At 67.6% G+C, this 18,474-nt stretch carries 24 protein-coding genes; 22 read left to right on the top strand and 2 right to left on the bottom strand.

Translation table 11 applies throughout. The features are described 5' to 3' along the window. Positions 1-261 precede the first annotated feature (261 nt). The 3 genes from ACN0RC_RS08145 to ACN0RC_RS08135 all read left to right on the top strand — a co-directional run bounded on the left by ACN0RC_RS08145 (position 262) and on the right by ACN0RC_RS08135 (position 2,543). A complete protein-coding gene (locus tag ACN0RC_RS08145; protein ID WP_417510602.1) occupies positions 262-666 on the top strand; it encodes a hypothetical protein in 405 nt (134 codons plus the stop codon). A 187-nt stretch (positions 667-853) separates the two neighbouring features. After that, a complete protein-coding gene (locus ACN0RC_RS08140) occupies positions 854-1,474 on the top strand; it encodes a hypothetical protein (protein ID WP_417510600.1) in 621 nt (206 codons plus the stop codon). A gap of 67 nt (positions 1,475-1,541) precedes the next feature. Next, positions 1,542-2,543 (top strand): hypothetical protein, encoded by a 1,002-nt coding sequence (locus ACN0RC_RS08135; RefSeq protein WP_417510598.1) that lies wholly within the window; start codon positions 1,542-1,544, stop codon positions 2,541-2,543. Positions 2,544-2,991: 448 nt separating this feature from the next. Here ACN0RC_RS08135 and ACN0RC_RS08130 read toward each other — a convergent pair whose 3' ends face one another. Next, complete coding sequence (locus tag ACN0RC_RS08130; protein WP_417510596.1) at positions 2,992-3,513, bottom strand: DUF2510 domain-containing protein; 522 nt, start codon at positions 3,511-3,513, stop codon at positions 2,992-2,994. Positions 3,514-3,763: 250 nt separating this feature from the next. Between ACN0RC_RS08130 and ACN0RC_RS08125 the strand changes: the two genes are divergently transcribed. Further along, the gene (locus ACN0RC_RS08125; protein WP_417510594.1) at positions 3,764-3,901 is read left to right on the top strand and encodes a hypothetical protein; all 138 of its coding nucleotides are present in this window, start codon (positions 3,764-3,766) and stop codon (positions 3,899-3,901) included. Here ACN0RC_RS08125 and ACN0RC_RS08120 read toward each other — a convergent pair. Continuing rightward, a complete protein-coding gene (locus ACN0RC_RS08120; protein WP_417510592.1) occupies positions 3,898-4,131 on the bottom strand; it encodes a hypothetical protein in 234 nt (77 codons plus the stop codon). The two genes, ACN0RC_RS08125 and ACN0RC_RS08120, sit on opposite strands and share 4 nt — an antisense overlap. Positions 4,132-4,174: 43 nt before the next feature. Here ACN0RC_RS08120 and ACN0RC_RS08115 point away from each other — a divergent pair, with 43 nt between their 5' ends. The 18 genes from ACN0RC_RS08115 (at position 4,175) to ACN0RC_RS08030 (ending at position 18,469) form a co-directional block, all read left to right on the top strand. Beyond that, entirely contained in the window at positions 4,175-4,513 is a 339-nt protein-coding gene (locus ACN0RC_RS08115; protein ID WP_417510590.1) for a hypothetical protein, read from the top strand. Positions 4,514-4,593: 80 nt separating this feature from the next. Beyond that, positions 4,594-4,719: a hypothetical protein gene (locus ACN0RC_RS08110; protein WP_417510589.1), complete on the top strand. Its 126-nt coding sequence runs from the start codon at positions 4,594-4,596 to the stop codon at positions 4,717-4,719. A gap of 117 nt (positions 4,720-4,836) precedes the next feature. Beyond that, on the top strand, positions 4,837-5,250 hold the full coding sequence (locus tag ACN0RC_RS08105) for a hypothetical protein (RefSeq protein ID WP_417510588.1): 414 nt from the start codon (positions 4,837-4,839) through the stop codon (positions 5,248-5,250). Further along, the gene (locus tag ACN0RC_RS08100) at positions 5,180-6,772 is read left to right on the top strand and encodes a hypothetical protein (protein ID WP_417510587.1); all 1,593 of its coding nucleotides are present in this window, start codon (positions 5,180-5,182) and stop codon (positions 6,770-6,772) included. The genes ACN0RC_RS08105 and ACN0RC_RS08100 overlap by 71 nt, the downstream gene beginning before the upstream one ends. A gap of 15 nt (positions 6,773-6,787) precedes the next feature. Continuing rightward, positions 6,788-8,233 (top strand): phage portal protein family protein, encoded by a 1,446-nt coding sequence (locus ACN0RC_RS08095; RefSeq protein WP_417510585.1) that lies wholly within the window; start codon positions 6,788-6,790, stop codon positions 8,231-8,233. Continuing rightward, on the top strand, positions 8,230-9,432 hold the full coding sequence (locus ACN0RC_RS08090; protein WP_417510583.1) for a head maturation protease, ClpP-related: 1,203 nt from the start codon (positions 8,230-8,232) through the stop codon (positions 9,430-9,432). Before ACN0RC_RS08095 ends, ACN0RC_RS08090 begins: the two co-directional genes overlap by 4 nt. Further along, the gene (locus ACN0RC_RS08085) at positions 9,429-9,794 is read left to right on the top strand and encodes a capsid cement protein (protein WP_417510581.1); all 366 of its coding nucleotides are present in this window, start codon (positions 9,429-9,431) and stop codon (positions 9,792-9,794) included. The genes ACN0RC_RS08090 and ACN0RC_RS08085 overlap by 4 nt, the downstream gene beginning before the upstream one ends. 13 nt (positions 9,795-9,807) lie before the next feature. Beyond that, positions 9,808-10,728 (top strand): hypothetical protein, encoded by a 921-nt coding sequence (locus ACN0RC_RS08080; RefSeq protein ID WP_417510580.1) that lies wholly within the window; start codon positions 9,808-9,810, stop codon positions 10,726-10,728. Positions 10,729-10,733: 5 nt separating this feature from the next. Continuing rightward, entirely contained in the window at positions 10,734-11,084 is a 351-nt protein-coding gene (locus tag ACN0RC_RS08075) for a hypothetical protein (RefSeq protein ID WP_417510578.1), read from the top strand. A 20-nt stretch (positions 11,085-11,104) separates the two neighbouring features. After that, positions 11,105-11,461, top strand: a complete 357-nt coding sequence (locus tag ACN0RC_RS08070; RefSeq protein WP_417510576.1) for a hypothetical protein — start codon at positions 11,105-11,107, stop codon at positions 11,459-11,461. Continuing rightward, the gene (locus tag ACN0RC_RS08065; protein ID WP_417510574.1) at positions 11,461-11,871 is read left to right on the top strand and encodes a hypothetical protein; all 411 of its coding nucleotides are present in this window, start codon (positions 11,461-11,463) and stop codon (positions 11,869-11,871) included. The genes ACN0RC_RS08070 and ACN0RC_RS08065 overlap by 1 nt, the downstream gene beginning before the upstream one ends. Before the next feature lie 16 nt (positions 11,872-11,887). Next, positions 11,888-12,178 (top strand): HK97 gp10 family phage protein, encoded by a 291-nt coding sequence (locus ACN0RC_RS08060; RefSeq protein ID WP_417510573.1) that lies wholly within the window; start codon positions 11,888-11,890, stop codon positions 12,176-12,178. Then, positions 12,175-12,615 carry a hypothetical protein gene (locus ACN0RC_RS08055; RefSeq protein WP_417510571.1) on the top strand — a complete coding sequence of 147 codons (441 nt, stop codon included), beginning with the start codon at positions 12,175-12,177 and terminating at the stop codon, positions 12,613-12,615. The genes ACN0RC_RS08060 and ACN0RC_RS08055 overlap by 4 nt, the downstream gene beginning before the upstream one ends. Positions 12,616-12,715: 100 nt before the next feature. After that, positions 12,716-13,489 carry a hypothetical protein gene (locus ACN0RC_RS08050; protein ID WP_417510569.1) on the top strand — a complete coding sequence of 258 codons (774 nt, stop codon included), beginning with the start codon at positions 12,716-12,718 and terminating at the stop codon, positions 13,487-13,489. A 95-nt stretch (positions 13,490-13,584) separates the two neighbouring features. After that, the gene (locus tag ACN0RC_RS08045; protein WP_417510567.1) at positions 13,585-13,968 is read left to right on the top strand and encodes a hypothetical protein; all 384 of its coding nucleotides are present in this window, start codon (positions 13,585-13,587) and stop codon (positions 13,966-13,968) included. 35 nt (positions 13,969-14,003) lie between these two features. Further along, on the top strand, positions 14,004-14,318 hold the full coding sequence (locus ACN0RC_RS08040) for a hypothetical protein (RefSeq protein WP_417510565.1): 315 nt from the start codon (positions 14,004-14,006) through the stop codon (positions 14,316-14,318). A gap of 15 nt (positions 14,319-14,333) precedes the next feature. Next, a complete protein-coding gene (locus ACN0RC_RS08035) occupies positions 14,334-17,678 on the top strand; it encodes a phage tail protein (RefSeq protein ID WP_417510563.1) in 3,345 nt (1,114 codons plus the stop codon). Positions 17,679-17,680: 2 nt separating this feature from the next. Further along, positions 17,681-18,469, top strand: a complete 789-nt coding sequence (locus ACN0RC_RS08030) for a hypothetical protein (RefSeq protein ID WP_417510561.1) — start codon at positions 17,681-17,683, stop codon at positions 18,467-18,469. Positions 18,470-18,474 lie beyond the last annotated feature (5 nt).

The raw sequence follows: 18,474 nt of genomic DNA, 5'->3' as shown, positions 1-18,474 counted from the left end.
GCTCCGGGATCGTCTCGGTGAGCAAGGACCCCGACGAAATCGCCGACTGCGCGTGCACGGATCCGCCACGGCCGATGTGCCCGGAGTGCCGGAATGGGAATCACAGCATCTGCATCCACGAAGCACCCTCAGACGGCGACGACTTCGTCGACTGCGCGTGCGGATGCGAGCCCTCGCGCACCTGCCCGCAGTGCCGCGACGTCGTGCCGTTCGGCTTCACCCTCGATGACCACTTGAACTGCAACTGGCCGGAGGAACACGATGTCTGAGAAGATCACACGTCCGAACGGAACCGTCTACCGACCCCGGCATCTGCGAACACAGATGATCGGGAACGACGACGAGCCGACCGCGATCGTCGTGTTCGGTACAGCGGATCAGCGAGACGCCCGAGCGCTGGCCGAGCACGACGTTCGAGCGATGAACATCGAGTGGGACTATACGGATCCTGCCTACGCTGTCGCGTCGGGGTTGGGTGAGCCGGTCTGGTGGAGCCGTGAGCTGAGCCACTTCGACGACAACCAGCCCGTCTACCGCTACAAGGAAGACCCGGAGCGCGGCGCGCATGGCATCCGGTTCCACCTCGTCGAGGTCGAGGCGCTGGATGAGCTGCCTTCGGGCCGGGAAAGCGACGTGCCGCTCTGGGACGAGGTCGCTGATGCCTGAGCGCGTGTGCATCCGCGGATGCCTGCAGAGGGGCGTGCACTATGCGACCTGCCCGCGCAGTGATCAGAACTACACCGGCCCGGTGGTCTGTGATGGGTGCGCACCTCGGGAGTGTCGTGACGGCTCGCTGATCTGCGATCGCTGCTTCGGCCGCCTCCGCGCCCTCGTCCGCGATTCGGATGATCTGATGGGCCGTCTGCGGTCGCTGGCTGATCCGATGAAGGCGACTCCGACGGACAAGGCCCCGGGCGGGCGTTCGGCATCGGTCGAGCCGCCGGCACCGGTGGACGCGGATCTCGCTGACGCGATGAATGACATCGGCCACACCCTGCGTGACTGGGACCGTCACACCGACTACCAGCTCGAGAAGTCTCTCCCGGACCTGGTGAACAACGCCGAGCACGTCCGAGTTCTGGCCATCGGGTTCCTCGACCGGCATCCGCTCATCGACGGCATCCGTGAGTTTTGGTCCGTCCAGGACGCCGTCGACAAGTGGGGCGTCGAGCGCCGCACGGACGCATTCGTCTATCCGGACGACGACACCGAGGAGGTCGAGCTGCAGCCGGTCCGGGAGTGGTTCGATCGGCTGCTCACGATCCAGCAGGCCGCGCACCGGGCGAAGGTTTCGCAGCGTCAGGTGCAGCGGTGGGTGGAGAGGGAGATCCTGCCCATCGCGGCCAAGCATCGGGGCCCGCGCGGATCGGTCCTGAAGTACGTCTACTCGTCGGCTGTGGACACGGCTGCCAAGGAGATGCAGAGGAACCAGCAGAACTCACGATTCGGGACAGCAGCGGAGGTCACCACGTAGCGATGCGAGTCGGGTGAGTCGTCAATCCACTACGTTGATGGGAGGTTGCGGAATCGAAGGGGACTACATGGTGGCCATCACGCGTGATCGCGAGGAGATCGAGGACGGCGTCGTCCAGCTCCGGTTCGCTGACGACGACAACAACATCCACGACATCAGCGCGTCTGATCTCGCACAGGTGCTCGAGGGGCTGGTTGCGTTCACCGGTGAGCTCGCCAAGGCCGGTGAGTTCGGCGACGGACCAGCGCCGCGCATTCGTGTCCGCGCCCCGAAGGAGGGGTCGTTCGTCCTCGAGGCTCTTGTGTGGGTGCAGGACAACCCGATCGGGGCGGCCGGCCTGACTGTCGGAGGTGCCGCCGGGATCGCAGCTGCGAAGTCATTCGGTACGGCGGCGGGAAAGGCCGTGGCGCAGGCGATAGGAGCCGGCATCCGCAACCTACGTGGTCAGAAGCCCGTGGACTTCGAGCACCTTGAGAATGGCGACGTGAAGGTCAAGTGGCCCGACGACTCGGTGAGTGAGGTGCGCCGAGAGACGTGGGACAAGCTTCAGCAGATGAAGCGCCCGACACGCCAGGCGCTGAGCAAGATCATGACACCGCTCAACACCGACGCCGACAAGCTCGAGGTGCGCGATGCCTCGGTGGAGGACACCACTGAGGAGATCCTCGAGACACCCGCCGACGCAGTCGCGATTCGCACGGACTACCTCACTGCCATCCTGGAAGCAGAGGAGACGTCGGAGGACGAGCGTATCTTCGAGACCGAAGCAGTCCTCAGTACCATCGACTTCGACAACACCGCGAAGTGGAGGGTAAAGACCACCCGTGAGGGAACGCGCACGGCTACGATCGAGGATGTACAGTTCCTCAAAGGTCTCGACCGCGGCGACGCGATCCACAAGAACGATATCTTCTGGCTCAAGGTGAAAGAGACCACCACCAAGGAGCCTGGTAAGAACGTCCGCACTGAATGGGCCGTGATCGAAGTTCGGCGCACGAAGCGAGGTGACACCGATGGTGACGCACACGACGACGACTCGACGCCATCGACTGGCGCGTCGGAGGCCTGACTATCGCCGTCTGGCGATCTTGTTCCTCTGCGTCGTGTCGATCATGCTGCTCACCATCAGCACGATAGTCGAGCACACCTCGCCCTTCCTCGTGCTCATCCCCACCGCGCTCGGGGCTTTGATGATCGCGAGGATGCACCGCTGAGATTGACACGCGGACAAGATGTTCCCCGGTGTGTCGCCAGTCGGTGTTAAGCTGTGCTTGCACCTGTAGTGACGGAAAGCCTCGCCCTGATCGGCGGGGCTTTCGTCGTTCTCGGGTGGGCGCCCCGCCACCACACGCTCACATCCCTCTGCAAGCGACGCGCTGCCATGACCTCGCACCGATAGTCCCGCTCAGATCGGGTCGGTATCCGAGCGAGCAACCGAAGACGGTCGCATGATGCATCCCCGAGCGGTGATGGGCGGCGGGGCACAATCTTTCGCCGTACGCCGCCGCCCGAGCGGATCAGCCGAGAATGAGCTGATTCAGCAGCTGACGCATCTGCTCGGCTTCCTTGTGTGAGACGCGAAACCCGATCGCGGAGCTTGAAGAGGTGACGGTCACAATCGTATTGATGATCCCGTCGCGCTTCGTCGAGACGCCGGTGATCGACTTCATCGGGATCATCTCGGACCCTGACTTGCCGTTCCGCACTCCGGTAGCAAGCATCGACAGACCACCTGTCAGCACACCGGCAGTCACCTTCCCGCCGGATACGCCGCGCGCCATCTTCCACTCGACGCGATCGGGGTAGATCTCGACGTCGGCGTTCTTGCCGTTGATGTGGGACTTGAACTTCATCAGCGCACCATCGTCGCTGTACGCGGCCGCACCTGAGGGCTCAGCGGTCGCGGTCGACGGCGGCGCGGGCGGCGCTGGCATCCCTGCCGGCTGCACAGGTCGGTGCTGGTCGGTCCACTGCGTGCCGTCCCAGTAGGTCTCCCACTGGTCGCCGTTCGGGTACCAGCCAGGTGCTGTCGAGGTCATCGGGTCTTTCCTTTCAACGGTGCGCCACGACGCGCACCCACGTGAGGCCGAGCGTACCGGCTCAGGGGAGCGGAGGTCGGGCATGGGCAGCCGCAGCATCCGTGATGGGAAGGGTCATCGCGCCTACCGTCGCCAGCAGGCCGCGCTGAAGCGTCGCACGAAGACGGAGAACCTGCCCTGTGGCCACGGTTCACCGTCTGGCTGGGGATGCGGCGAACAGATCGACACCGACCTGCCACACACTCACCGGATGTCATTCACCGCTGATCACGACCAGGCGCTCGCGAACGGTGGCCGGCTCGTCGGTCAGATCCTCATCCCGATGCACAAGTCCTGTAACTCCCGGAAGAGCGACAACGCCGTCGCCGAGATCTGGGCAGCGACCTAGCCGAGCGTGAGCGCGAGCACCGCGACGACGAGAGAACCTGCAGCGACGAACACCGACAGGAACGAGAACCACCATGCGGTGCGCTGTGCCTGGCGTGCTGCGGCCGCCTGCGCCTTCATCGCCTCGGCCTGGTCCGACATGACGAGGACAAGCGCGGCGAGAGTCTCGTTCTCTTCGTCTTTCTGCGCCTGAGTGCGGAACTGGTGCGCGATGTCGTGCGGCGTGCTCATGATCCACACCATACAGATCAAACACCCGACCAGAGGAGCGATCATGGCCACCAGCAATCGCGTCGACGTCGTCATCGCCGAGGGCGAGCCCATGCACGGCTGGGAGGACCTCGCCGACGTGCTCGGGGATGCCGAGACCGTGGATGTCGCCCCTGACCCGGGTCGTCGCTTCATCGTCCTCGCTCCGACCAAGGCTGCCGGCACCGAGCACGCCGAGAGCGTGGGCGTCGAGCCGGTCGCCATCGTCACGCCTCGCAGCCCGTACGGTGCCCGCGGCCTCATTGCCGACGAGATCATCGAAGCCCCCGGCCTCAGTACCGAGGAGCGGGCCGAGCTCATGGCCGAGACGTTCCCGGCTCTTGCGACGAGCAGCGCCGACTGATGGCCATGCTCGCCGGGACGATCAAGCTCCGTGTGTTCCTCGCTGTGGGAGATGACGGAGAGCCTTGCGAGGTGGGTGCCGTGAGCGTTCCACTGCGCGCGTCTGAGGACACACCAGGCGTGATCACGATCCATACCGCCGAGGCCATGCAAGCCGTCGAGCGTGCCCTCCGTGGCCTCTCCGATGGCCTTGACGCCCGGCCCTGATCCCAGATCGTCAGAAAATCCAGACATGCCCGACCACTGCCCACCTCCCGCGCGGTCCTGGCGGTTCTCTCCGTGTGTCAATTCGCGAATGTGGGGGAATTGAAGGGGGTGGGGTGAATGGGACGGCCCAAGGCCCCCTGCGGCACCGAGTCGGCCTACCGCCGGCACCTGCGCAACGGCGAACCTATCGACGCCGCATGCCGCGACGCGCACGCTGCGGGCCGCCGGAACGCGCGGCGCTCGCCGGCGGCATCCGCGCCACCGGCGACACCGCCGAAGGATGACGCAGACGACAGCGGGGCCGAGCAGGACGACATGACGCTGATCGTCAACACCCTTCGGACGGCGTTCACGACGATCGCGGAGAAGGACCCGACGAGGCTCGCTCCGATCGCCCGGGAGTTCCGGTCGGCCGTCGAGGCAACTCGCGGTGCGGCCGACGCGCCGAAGGAGCTGACCCTTGCCGAGCAACTCGCCGAAGCCCGCGCTGCTCGGGCTGCAAGAGCCCAGAGTAAGGGCGCTGCCTCTTAGCCGAACCGACACGCTGATCGACGACGTCCTCGACATCTGCGACCTCGCCAACATCCGCTGTGACCCGTGGCAGGAGGGCGCACTCGAAGCGACGTCTTCGATCGATGCCGAAGGGCAATGGGCCGCGACGGAGTTCGGCATCCTGGTGTCTCGCCAGCAGGGCAAAGGCAACATCCTGCTGCCGTACGAGCTTGCTCACCTGTTCCTGTGGCCGCGCGAGGACGGCGCACCGAAGCTGATCGGGCACACCGCGCACGAAGGCGCGACGGCCCGCGAGGCATTCCGCCGTGCGCGTCGTGCGATCCTCGCGTCTCCGATCCTCCGCGCCGAGCTCGTCGGCGGTGGGCGGCAGACCGCTCAGGGCGTCACCGGCATCTCGACCGGAAACGGCAATTGGGCGATCGAGCTGAAGAACGGCAACCGCCTGATCTTCTTCACCCGCACCGGGTCCGCCGGCGTCGGTATCTCGTTCGACGTGCTCATCGTCGACGAGGCGCAGCACTCACCGCTGACGATCCTCGAGGCGCTGCTGCCGACGACGGATGCCAGCCCGAACAAGCAGGTGCTGTTCACCGGCACCGTGCCGAAGGAAGACCAGGACGGCGAGTACTTCGAGGGTATTCGCGACCGCGGCCGCATCGGCGGCTTCGAGCGCACAGGCTGGATCGAGCACACGCCGGTCGGATCCGACGACCCGGACACCGCGGCGAAGATCGACCTCGGCGACCCGCAGGTGTGGCGCGAAGGTAACCCCGGGCTCGGTATCCGCCTCGCATGGAAGACCGTGCAGGACGACTGGGACCGCATGGGTCAGACGAACCCCGATGCGTTCTCTCGTCAGCGCCTGTCGATCTGGCCGAGCCGCAAGGCGGCGGAGGCGGTCAAGCTGTCGGACCTCGACATCGAGGTCTGGAAGCGCCACGCCGACGAGGATGCCGCCGTGGCCGGTGATGGCGTAGTCCTGTCGCTGGCTCTCGGCCGCGGCGGGGGATACGGCACCATCGGCGCCGCGGTGCGGGTCGATACCGAATCGATCGCCGTCGAGCACATCCACACGGCCGCGCAGACGCGCTGGATTGCACCGATGCTCAAGGAGCTGAAGGCGCAGTACGGCAACGCGCTCGTCGTGCTCGACGCGAAGAACGCGGCCGCTGTGATCGGCGCGCTCGACGCGGCCGGCATCAAGTACCTCGCGATGAACCTCGACGAGATCGCCGCCGCGCACACCCTGTTCATCGAGCACGTGAATGCCGGGCTAGTCCCGCACCGTCCGCAGGACGAGGTGACGCGTTCGCTCGAACTCGCTACCACCCGGAACATCGGCCGCGCCGGCGTGACGTGGGAACAGTCCGACCCGACCAAGCCCGTGTCGATGGCTCAGGCCGTGACGTGGGCGCTGTGGGGCGTCCTCAAGTCTGAGGCGTCGCCGAAGAAGCGCATGCCACCACCGCCGAGGGCCGCAGTAGTCGCCCGCAGCGACGTCGCTCGCGACGAATTCGATCTCGCCAGCGCGAGGTTCTGACGAAGGAGGTCCGCCTTGGCTGAGATCGGATACCAGGCGGACACCGGGATCATGGGGTGGGGGAAGCTCACCGCGGAGACTCACGAGGACAACCCCGACCTGCAGTGGCCGAACTCGATCAATGTGTTCGACAGGATGCGGCGCGAGGACCCACAGGTGAAGTCCGTGCTGCGCGCCGTGACCCTGCCGATCATCCGCACGGAGTGGGCGATCGACGGCACGGGATGCCGCCCCGAGGTCGTGGAGCACATCGCAGCCGATCTCGGACTGCCGATCAAAGGCCAGCCCGTGTCCGCCCCGCTTCGGATGAAGGGCCGGTTCTCCTTCAAGGAGTTCCTGCGCCTGGCGCTCCTGGAACTCGTCTACGGTCACAGCTTCTTCGAGCAGGTCTACGACCAGTCATCGGGCGCGACGCGCCTGTCGAAGCTCGCCTGGCGGCCGCCGCGGACGATCGAGGACATCGACGTCGCGAAGGACGGCGGCCTCGAAGGCATCCGCCAGTACGGCATCGCCGGCAAGCCGAACGTGAAGATCCCCGTAGACAGGCTCGTCGCGTTCGTGAACGAGCGCGAGGGCGCGAACTGGATCGGCGAGTCCCTGCTCCGCTCCGCTTACAAAATGTGGATCCTGAAGGACCGCGTACTTCGCATTCAGGCACTCGCCGCCGAGCGAAACGGCCTCGGCTTGCCGGTGCTCACCGCTGGTGAGCCGCCGGAGGGAGCAGAGTTCGAGGAAGCGGTCAAGTGGCTCGACGAGGAGATCGCCCGGCTACTGAAGATCGCGAAGGATGCCCGCGCCGGTGAGGCCGCTGGTGTCGCGCTCGCGCACGGATCGACGATGCAGTTCGTCGGGGTCACGGGGAAGATTCCCGATCTCGACAAGCCGATCCGGTACTACGACGAGCAGATCGCTCGCGCCGTGCTTGCTCACTTCCTGAACCTCGGCACGGAGACGGGATCGTGGGCGCTCGGCTCGACGTTCGCGAACTTCTTCACCGACTCGCTGAACGCTGTCGCGCAGCACATCGCCGACATCACCAACCAGCACGTCATCGAGGATCTCGTCGATCTGAACTGGGGACCGAACGAACCGGCGCCGCGCCTGGTGCCGGCGGCGATCGGAGAGCAGCAGCAGATCACCGCTGAGGCGATCAAGGCGCTCATCGATTGTGGCGCGGTCAAGCCGGATGCCGGTCTGCGCGCCTACGTGCGCGACAAGTTCGGTCTTCCGGTCGAGGAGCTCCTGGTCGACGGCGAGGACGGGCGCACCGAATCTGAGCGCGCCACAGCCGCTGTTCGCGCGGCACAGCAGGGCTATCTCGCGACGGACAAGCCGCCGTTGCGGCAAGAGGAGGTCCGGGACCTCATTCGACGGGCTGGCGCTGACTGGCTCGAAGGTGACGGCCCGGACGTGAGTCGCATGCCCGCCACCGACACCCAGCCCCCCGAGGAGGCCGCATGAACCCGTTCCGACCCGCTGGGCGCGCGAGCGTCGAGCGCACGCCGATCCGCGCCGAGCTGCCGTCTGCGAAGACCAGCGGCACAACCGCGACGCTTCGCCTGTACGACCCGATCGACAGCTGGGGCGAGTGGTGGGGTATCTCCGCGAAGGAGTTCACCCGCGTTCTCGACGAGCTGCCCGACGACGTCACCGAGATCCGACTGCTGATCAACTCGCCTGGCGGCGAGGTGTTCGAGGGCATCGCGATCATGAACGCTCTGCGCTCGCATCCGGCGAAGGTCACAGCCATCGTCGAGGGCATCGCCGCATCGTCGGCGTCGTTCATCGCCGCGGCCGCGGACGAGCTCGTGATGATGCAGAACAGTCAGCTGTACATCCACAACGCCTGGGCGATCGTCCTGGGCGACGCGGCCGACATGCGGGACGTCGCTGACGAACTCGAGAACTCCTTCGATCGGAACATCGCGAGCGTGTACGCCGCGAAGTCTGGCGACACCGTCGAGCACTGGCTCGCCGAGATGGAGAAGGACCGCTTCCTGACGGCTGAGGAGGCCGTCGCTGAGAAGCTCGCTGACCGGATCGAGGGCGTCGGAGACGCCGAGTCCGCGAAGGCGAAATTCGACCTGTCGGTGTTCGCGCGGAAGGACGGCCGCCGTGCCGCCGCGCGCGCCGACGTACAGACCCCGAGCTCGTCCGAGCCGGGTACCCCCAACCGAAAGGAGACCGTCGTGGCTCACGACGACTTCATGGCTGGCGTTCGCGATCGGCTCGGCGTGACCGATGCCGATGCCTCCGATGAGACGGTCATGGCCGCTCTCGACGAGGTTCTCGCGGAGCAGGCCGAGACCCCGGCGGCTCCGGCCGCCACCCTCCCGGACGGCGCGATCATCGTCGACAAGGCTGCTCACGAGCAGCTGGTCAGCGACGCCGCGGCGGGCCGGACTGCGATGAACGCGATCAACGCCCAGCGCCGCGACGGCATCATCGCAGCCGCGATGCAGGACGGTCGCATCGCGGCCTCCGCGAAGGACGGCTGGCGCGCCCAGCTCGACAAGGACGAGGACGGCATCAAGGCGCTGCTCGAGTCCTTCCCGAAGAACGCCGTGCCCGTCGAGGAAGTCGGACACTCCGACACCCTCACGAGCGCGGAGGACGCCATGTACTCGCAGGCGTTCCCGACTGAGGAGGTGGCTCGATGAGCGACTACATTCCCCGCCACACGCCCGGCACCGCCGTCACGTTCTCGGCTTCGGCCGATGTCACCGGCGGCCGTCTCGTCATCGCCTCCGGGGCGAAGACTGTGGCTCCGGCGACGCTCGACGCGGCCAACGTGATCGGCGTCGCCGGGTTCGATGCGAAGTCCGGTGACCCGGTCACCGTGTACCCGCGCCCCACCGGCGTCCACGCGCTCGTCGCGTCCGCTGCGATCGCCGCTGGTGCGATCGTCGTCGCGGCAGCCACGGGCAAGGTCGCCACCATCGGTGCGAACACGAACCCCATCGGGATCGCGCTCGAGGCCGCCGCCGCCGACAACGACGTCATCGACGTCATGTTCTTCTGAGAGGAGAGACGAAATGGCGTCTTACACCTATCCGACCGCAGCACCGGTCGGGGATCTGACTCCCGCGCAGATCCAGACGCTCCTGGGCAACCAGAGCGTGATCGCGCGCCGCATCGCCGACATCACGAAGCTCGGCTTCGTCGGCGACTACCTGCTGTCGCAGCGACTCGTCGCCAACGGCGGCGGTGTGTTCTACGAGACCGGAGAATCGGCGTTCGCCCCTGAGGCGTCCGCCGTCGTCGCGCCGGGCTCCGAGTACCCGAACGTGCTCCTCCCGGAGGGCGTCATCGCTGGCGCCGCCGTGCAGAAGCGCGGTCTCGGCACCGACATCACCGACGAGAAGATCAAGCAGCGCGGCATGGCGGTCGTGACCGGAGCTCTCACCAAGCTCGGCAACACCGTCATCCGTGATGTCGATCAGCTCGCGATGGCGGTCGTCGCCGCGAAGGTCACCTCGACCTTCGCATCCCCGGCAGGCACGTGGGACACCGCGGGCAAGATCGTCCGCGCCCTCGAAGCCGCGCGTCAGAACCGCGCCGACATGGGCATGGGCTACGACCTCAGCACCGTCGTGCTCTCGCCCGACGACTGGGCCGCCGTGCTCGAGATCCTCGTCGACAAGAACGCGTTCCCTCGCGAGAACGGCAACCCGGTCGTGACCGGCAACCTGCCGCGCGAAGCGTTCGGATTCACGTTCGTCACCACGCCCTACTACACCGGCAACCCGCTGCTGATCGACCGTGACCAGCTCGGCGGCATGGCCGATGAGTCGCTCGACTCGCCCGACTGGAGCAGCTACGGCGGCTCCAACGTCGAGGCGCAGCGCGAGCGCGGCACCGGCAAGGACAAGTGGATCGTGCGCGCCCGTCGCGTCACCGTCCCGATCGTCCTGGAACCGCTCGCCGGCGTCACGATCACCGGAACGGGGCTCTGATCGTCATGGCCCAGTACCGAGTGATCGGCGCTGTCGCAGTCGTCCGCGGCGACAACAAGTCCGAGCGATACCTCTACCGAGGCGCCGAGTTCTCCGACGCCGGTATGGACGCCGAGAACATCAAGCACCTCACGAGCGTGAAGCTCATCGAGAAGCTCGCCAAGTCGGAAACGTCGAGCGACTCCGGCAAGAAGGACGACGACGAGGGCGCCTACAAGGGCATCAACGTCACCGACCTGAAGGCCGACATCGAGAAGCGGAACGAGGGCCGCGAGGACGACGCGAAGATCGTCCCCGCCGAGCCCGCCAACCGCCAGCAGATCGTCGCCGCGCTTCTCGCGGACGACGCCAAGTAACCGACCCAGGGGGCGATGACGTGATCACGCACGACCAAATCGGCACCGATGAGGACCTCGCACGCGAGGTCCTCATCGTCGGTCTCGACATCGCCCCCTGTATCGCCTCGTTCCTGGACGAGAGCGAGGACACGAAGAACGCGCTCGCGGTTCTGAAGCGGGTCTACAAAGACATCGCCGCGCGCGGATCTCGCTTCGTGAAGGGCCAGCGCATCGGATCAGCATCCGTCGATTACACGGATGTGGCATCGGCATTCGACGGCCAGCCCCGTCGCGCGCTGCGCGCGCTGTGCTCACCTGCACCTGCTGCCGGGCACTCGGCGGGAAGCTTCCCGCGTGACCGTCCCATCGCGCGCCTGTGGCCGGAGCGATACTGATGGACTTCCCCTTCGGAACCACCGTCTACCGGCTGCGCGCCGGCACCGTCACCGACCCGTACTCGGGTGAGCAGATCCCCGGCGACTGGTCCATCCCCGACGTTCTCCCGATCCCTGGCGCGTTCGTCGCGCAGACGTCCACGTCGATGCTGTCGAGTGCGACTCGCGAGCAGGCACTCGAATCGAAGTCGCTGTTCTGCGAGGGCGCGTTCGACGTGCAGAAGGGCGACCGTGTCTTCACCGGCACCTTCACACCGCCGCTGCCCGACGGTGCAATCACGGTCCCCGAGGGGACCGTGATGACCGGGGACACGTACAGCATCGACGGCATCCCGCCCGCGGCCGACACGAACCCGTTCACCGGATGGACGCCGCCGCGAGAGATCCCGCTGACCCGCGCGGTCGGCTGAACCGAGGAGGCGCACCATGGCACGCAGCGGCGACACCGACGTCGAGTTCAACCCGCGCTTCTTCGAGTCCGTGCTGCGCCAGCCGAGAGTCGAGGCGATCGTCGACGGCATCGGTAATCGCGCCCTCGGCATCGCACAGACCAACGCCCCTGTCGATACCGAGGAGTACCGGGACGGGCTGCACATCGAGCACCACGAGTCCCGCTACCGACGCACGACCCGTGTCGTGGGCTCCGACGAGAAGACGCTCCTCATCGAGTCGAAGACCGGCAACCTCGCCCGCGCGCTGAAACAGGCCAAGCAATGAGGGTCACGCCTCCGGATATCGAGCTGTGGCTGACCGGGTACGTGCGCGCGCTCGCCGCGGTCGAGGGTCTGAACGTGGCCGTGTCGAACAAGGAGCCCCCCAAGCTCACCGTGCCGATGGTGCGACCGCTCATCGTCATCCGAGACGACTCCGGCCCGCGGCTCTCGCACGTGACCTTCGAGCGTTCCATCGGGGCATCCGTCCTCGCCGGGACACGGCTGAACGACAAGCCTGCGAACGACCTCGCGCTGTGGCTCGCCGGGGTCTTGTTCGATCTCGACCTCCCGCTCGGGCTCGATGTACCCGCCCCGATCTCTCCACCGCCGATCGCCGCTGTCGACCCGTCCGGGTGCAACGGTCCGTACGCGGTCCCCGAACAGCTCGACGTCGCCCGCCGTTACCTGACGGCGCAGTACGTCGCGGCGGGCTCCTGGTGAGCCACCACCCGACACACGGATACGTCGGCAGTCGACGTGACCGTTCCACCCCATCCGGCCTCGCACCTGCGGGGCCTTCTTCATGTGAAGGAGAACACCCATGACTGCCGATTCCCAGGGCAACGACCTCAGCGCTGTCGGCGTACCGATCACCGGCGTCGCCGCGTTCGCACCCGTCGCCGCCGAGAACGTGATCGACAAGGCCGCGCTCGGCGCCTCGCCGCTCGTCCTCCCGACCGCTGCGAAGCGCCTCGGCCTGTATAAGGTCGACGGCGGACCCGCCCCGTCGCGTGAGACTGGCGACGCGATCGAGTTCTTCCAGAAGGGCTACACGCTCGCCGGCGACGGCACGCGCGCGGTCGTGATCAACCTCGCCGAGCAGAACCCGAACGTGCAGAAGCTCACCGAGGGATCCGAGCCGGACGAGAACGGCGTGATCGAGGTCTCCTCGTCGCTGCCCGACAACCGGTTCATCCTCTACGTTGTCACCCGCTACCGCGGCGGCATCGAGAAGCGCCAGATCGGCGTCGCAGCCGTCACCGCGGTCGAGCCCGACCAGCAGACCCGCGGCGAGGTCGAGGGCCAGGCGGTGACCTTCACCTGGCAGGAGGACCCGCTGTTCAACAACGCACCGTATTGGCAGTGGGGTCCCGCGCTTCCTGGCAGCCCGGTCGTCGCGACCGGCGCGACGGCGGGAACGCCGGGCTCGTTCAGCCCTACGGGCGCGACCGTCCCGGCTGACCTCACCACGCTGCAGGGCATGGGCGCGCTCGGTCAGACGACCGCGTGGACGACCGGCCAGCACGTGGTCCTCGGTGACGCCTCGCAGGCGCACTGGGACGGCGACAGCTGGGCGACCGGCGCCGCGGCGTAACAAGACCGGCTGGTCGGGGTGTCGTCGGGTCACCCCGACCAGCCATCCACTCACGCACCCGACATCCACCCGATAACCCCGACAAGGAGACCATCATGGCCACTGCCAAGACCGCCAAGACCACCGATCCGGAAGTCCCCGAGTACGACTTCGATAACTGGTCCGAGGACAAGGAGACCGAGGCGATCCTCGCCGCCGTCCCCGACGTGAAGCACATCATCGTCGAGCGCCGCTTCATCGGCCGTCTCTCCGACGGCACGATCGTCGAGGTGCCTCTGACGTTGAGCCTCGACGAGGTCGACGAGTTGCAGGCCGAGGGCGCCGCGCCCGTCGACCAGTTCAAGTCGATCCTGAAGAAGGTCCATGGCGACCAGTCCGCCGCCGACTTCGGTAAGCGCGACCTCGTCGAGGGCGCCATCCTCGCTGAGAAGTACTTCCGGACCCTGCAGCGCGTGCAGCAGGCGGCCTTCCCGGAATAGTCGCCGTCGCCCAGATCATCCGAGAGCACCGGGGCGTGGCCGCCCGAACGCTGCGGGCATTCGGTGTAGGCATCTCTGATCTGGGCGACGGCCTGCTCTGGGGCGAAGCGAAGCTCCTCCTCGAAGGTGCAGCCGAGGACACGTCCACGCTCCTCGGCGCCGAGCTCGCCGGATGGGCCTACCCGGCGTCGACGCTCGAGCTGCTCACGCTGATCGCACAGCTCGGCAACGAGAAGGCGGCGAAGAAGCTGATGCCGTGGGCTCTCCCGAAGAACGAACCGCGCGCGGATGCCGCGGAGATCGCAGAAGCACAGGCCGCTCTTGACGAGGGGCTGATCTTCTCGTCCTGACCCGAGGGGGTGCAGATGTCCTCCGAGGTCGGATCAGGTCACGTCTCCATCTTCCCCGTGATGACGGGATTCAAATCCCGCGTCACGAAGGAGACCAAGGCCGCCGGCGCAGCTGGCGCGAAGACCTTCGAGGGCGGGTTCAAGGCGGCTGGCACCTCCGCCGGTCGTTCGCTCGGCAAGAACCTCAAGTCGGCGCTCGCGGCGTCGGCCGCCGACCTCGGAGCGGCCGAGGTCCGCAAGCTGAACGGCGCGGTCGCATCCGCATCGAGCGCGCTCTCCCGCGCCCGTCTGAAGCAGATGGACGAGGCCGGGAAGGTCCGCGTCGCCGAGGCCAAGCTGCGCGAGGCGATCGCCAAGTCTGGCGCGGAGTCTTCTCAGGCGCTCGCCGCCGACGAGCGCCTCGCGGCGGCCCGTCGGCGGCACGCTGCGGCCGTGGATGCGGTCACCGCGGCGTCGACCCGTCTGCAGTCCGCTCAGGCCGCCACGGCGGCCGCGACGGCGATGCTGGCCGCGTCGTCGGCACGCGCGACCGGAGGACTCGTTGGCGTCGCGGGTGCACTGCGTGACGGCTGGCGCAACGCGGCCGCCGCGCGGTCCGCGTTCACCGGCGTCGCCGGTTCCATCGCTGGCATTCTGCGCGCGACCGCGGACGTCACCGGTCTGACCCGTCTGGCGCGTCTGGTGTCGGCGCAGGTGTCGAAGCAGTTCACCACCATGGCGACGATGGTTCGCGGCGGCATCGCCCGTGCGTGGTCCGCGTCGAAGTCGTTCCTCGGCTCCGTCGGCACGACCGTGCGCGGGGCGTTCGGCCCGATGGTGCAGTACCTCGGCGCGATCGGCACGCGCGTCGCGTCGCCGTTCGTGAAGCTCGGGTCGAAGGTGTCGACCTGGCTGAGCCCGGTCACCACGCAGGTACGCGGACTGTTCTCGAAGATCGGCGCCGCCGTCGGACCGGCCGCGTCGAAGATGGCCGCGTCGTTCGGCAGCGGCATCGCGTCGCTCCCCGGCCGGGCAGCATCCGCTCTGTCGTCGGTCGTCTCGGCTGCCGGCCGTGCCGGATCAGCCGCGGGGCGTGCGCTCGGCGCCGGGATCCAGTCGGCCGCCACCGGTGCGGCTACTGTCGCCGCGGCGGCGATCGGCGTCGCGCTCGGTAAGGGCTTCGGTCGTCTGACCGCGATCGACACCGCCCAGGCGAAGCTGCGCGGCTTCGGCAAGGACGCGGGCGAGATCAAGGCCATCATGGCCGACGCCTCGGCCTCGGTAAAGGGCACCGCGTTCGGTCTCGGCGAGGCCGCGACCGTCGCCGGTGCAGCCGTCGCAGCGGGAATCAAGCCCGGCCGTGACCTGCAGAACCACCTGAAGGCGATCGCGAACAACGCCTCCGCGGCGGGCCTGTCCATGGAGGACATGGGCTCGATCTTCAACAAGGCCGCGACCCAGGCCAACGGCGTCCAGAACGACGTCATCGGGCAGCTCGCCGACAAGGGCATCCCGATCTACCAGGAGCTCGCGAAGCAGCTCGGCGTCACCGCCGGCGAGGTCTTCAAGATGGCCTCCGAGGGCAAGGTCGACTTCGAGACGTTCTCGAAGGCTGCGACCGCCGCCGCCGGGACCGTCGCCGACGAGATGGGTAAGACCGTCCCCGGCGCGACGAAGAACTTCTTCGCCGCGATGGGCCGCATCGGCGCGAACGCGCTCGGCGGACTCGAAGAGGGATCGTTCTACTCGAAGCTCGGTCCGCTGATCAACAGCGTCACCAAGGCGCTCGGCCCGCTCGAGGAGAAGGCCGCCGCGCTCGGACAGGTGTGGAACGGCTGGGTCGGTCCGATCATGGACCGGATGACCGGGTTCTTCACCGGCATCAGCGACGGCAGCAGCACGCTCATCGGCAAGCTCAAGGAGTTCGCCCCCGTCCTGGCACCGATCGGCGGCGCGTTCGCCGCTCTCGGCGCGGGCGGGGTCGCGACTCTGCTGGCGCGTCTCGGACCGCTCGGGGCGATGCTCCCCGGTCTGACTCGCGGGCTCGCTCTGTTGGGCGGTCCGCTCGGTATCGCGGCGGCCGCGTTCGGTGCGTTCGCACTCTCCGGAGGCGACGTCTCCGGGCTCGTCTCGGGGATCACCGGGATCATCGACCAGGTCGTCGCTGCCCTGCCGGGGCTGATCGACGCGGTCGTGACCGCGGTGCCGGGGATCGTCGACGGCATCCTCGGTGCCGTCCCGCAGCTGGTCACCGCGGCGATCGCGATCATCCAGGCACTCGTGCAGGGCCTGGTGACAGCGGTCCCGCTGCTGATCGACGGGGCGCTCGCGCTGGTCGATGGGCTTGTCGACGCGATCGTGTCGAACTTGCCCGCGCTGATAACCGCGGCGATCGACCTCGTGCTGGCCCTCATCGACGGGATCATCACGGCGGTGCCGATGCTGGTCGAGGGCGCGCTCGCGCTCGTCAACGGCCTGCTGCAGGGGATCATCGCCGCTCTGCCCGCGATCATCCAGGGCGGCATCCAGCTGCTGATGGCGCTGATCACCGGCATCATCGGTGCGCTGCCGCTGCTGCTGCAGGCCGCGATCGACCTCGTGATGGGTCTGCTGCAGGCGATCATCGACAACCTGCCGCTGATCATCGAAGCTGGCATCCAGCTGCTGATGTCGCTCATCACGGGACTGATCGAGGCGCTCCCGCAGCTGATCACCGCGGCGATCGAACTCGTGCTGCAGCTCGTGGCCGGACTGCTGCAGATGCTGCCGCAACTGATCGAGGCGGGCATCACCCTGATCGTCGCGCTGATCACGGGGCTGATCGACGCGATACCGCAGATCATCGAGATGCTCCCGCAGATCATCGAGGCGATCTGGAACGGGCTCACCGAGGTCGACTGGCTCGGCCTCGGCGCGCAGATCATCCAGGGCATCATCGACGGCTTCTTCAGCATGGTCGGCTCCGTCGGCGACGCGATCGGCGAGGTCCTCGGCGGCATCCTCGACTTCTTCCCGCACTCACCGGCGAAGAAAGGGCCGCTGTCGGCCACCGGCTGGCGACGGCTGAGAACGTCCGGTGCCGCGACGATGGCGCAGTTCACCTCGGGCGCTTCGGATGAGTCGGGGAACTTCGGAGATGCCCTGGTGGGTATGGCCTCCTCGGCATCAAAGCGGGCGCAGGCGGCGATGGCCACGGTCACGGCGACAGTCGCCGCGACGTCGACCACCACGGCGCCCAGCGCGCCGCCGGAGGAGACGGGCACGGGAACCGGGATCACCGGACCGCTCGTGCAGATCGACGCCCACGGCGCAGACGCTGTCGAGATGGGCCAGGTCGCGGCCAAGGAGACGGCCAAGCTGCTCGGCGCGAGAGGACGGTAACCATGACGCTGCTGCAAGTGCGTTCTGGTGCTCTGACGATCCGCCAATCCCCGGAAGGGGAGTCGCGCGTGCAGGGCTTGTATGTCGGCCGCGACGGCTTCGACGGGTGGGATGACGGTGCGACCATGCGGTCCGACACCGTCTCCCGCCCGCAAGCGCACGGCGACTTCGACATCCCTGGATTCCTCGCCGGTCGCCTCGTGGCGATGGAGGGATGGGCGATCGCCACGTCTCCGAAGGAGCTCGAGCGGCTGCGTGACCAGTTCATCGGCCACGGCGCCGACGGCAGCAAGTTCCCCGTCTCGATCGAGCGCAACGATCGCACCCTCCGCGCCGAGGCGCGCATCGCCGCCGCTACCCGCCCGTCGTTCAAGGACGACGGCACCGGGCGGCGCGCACGGTGGTCGGTGTCGTGGTGGTGCCCCGACCCGCGGAAGTACCAGCCGAACAGCGAGCCTGACGGCTCGCCATTCGGACCCGGAACGGCGCTGCAGGTCTTCCACCGCGGCAACTTCCCGGCGCTGCCCGTGCTCACGATCACCGGCGCATCCGCCGGCGGATACACCATCACCGGGCCCGGCGGCCGCCGCATCATCGTCACCCGAGCACTCGCCGCGGGAACTCCGCACACCTTCGACATGCGCACCGGTCGGCTCTCCGTCGGGGGAGTGCGCGTGCTCGGCGGTGTCGCACGTGCCGAGCTGTTCGCCATCCCGCCCGGACTGACCCCGACGGCCATCAGCATCTCCGCCGGGCAGCTCACCGTCGCGATGGAGAACACGTTCATCTAGGAGGT

Origin of the sequence: Microbacterium sp. (genome assembly GCF_048259935.1) — a bacterium.
Classification (GTDB): Bacteria; Actinomycetota; Actinomycetes; order Actinomycetales; family Microbacteriaceae; genus Microbacterium.
This window is presented reverse-complemented; position numbering and strand designations above follow the sequence as displayed.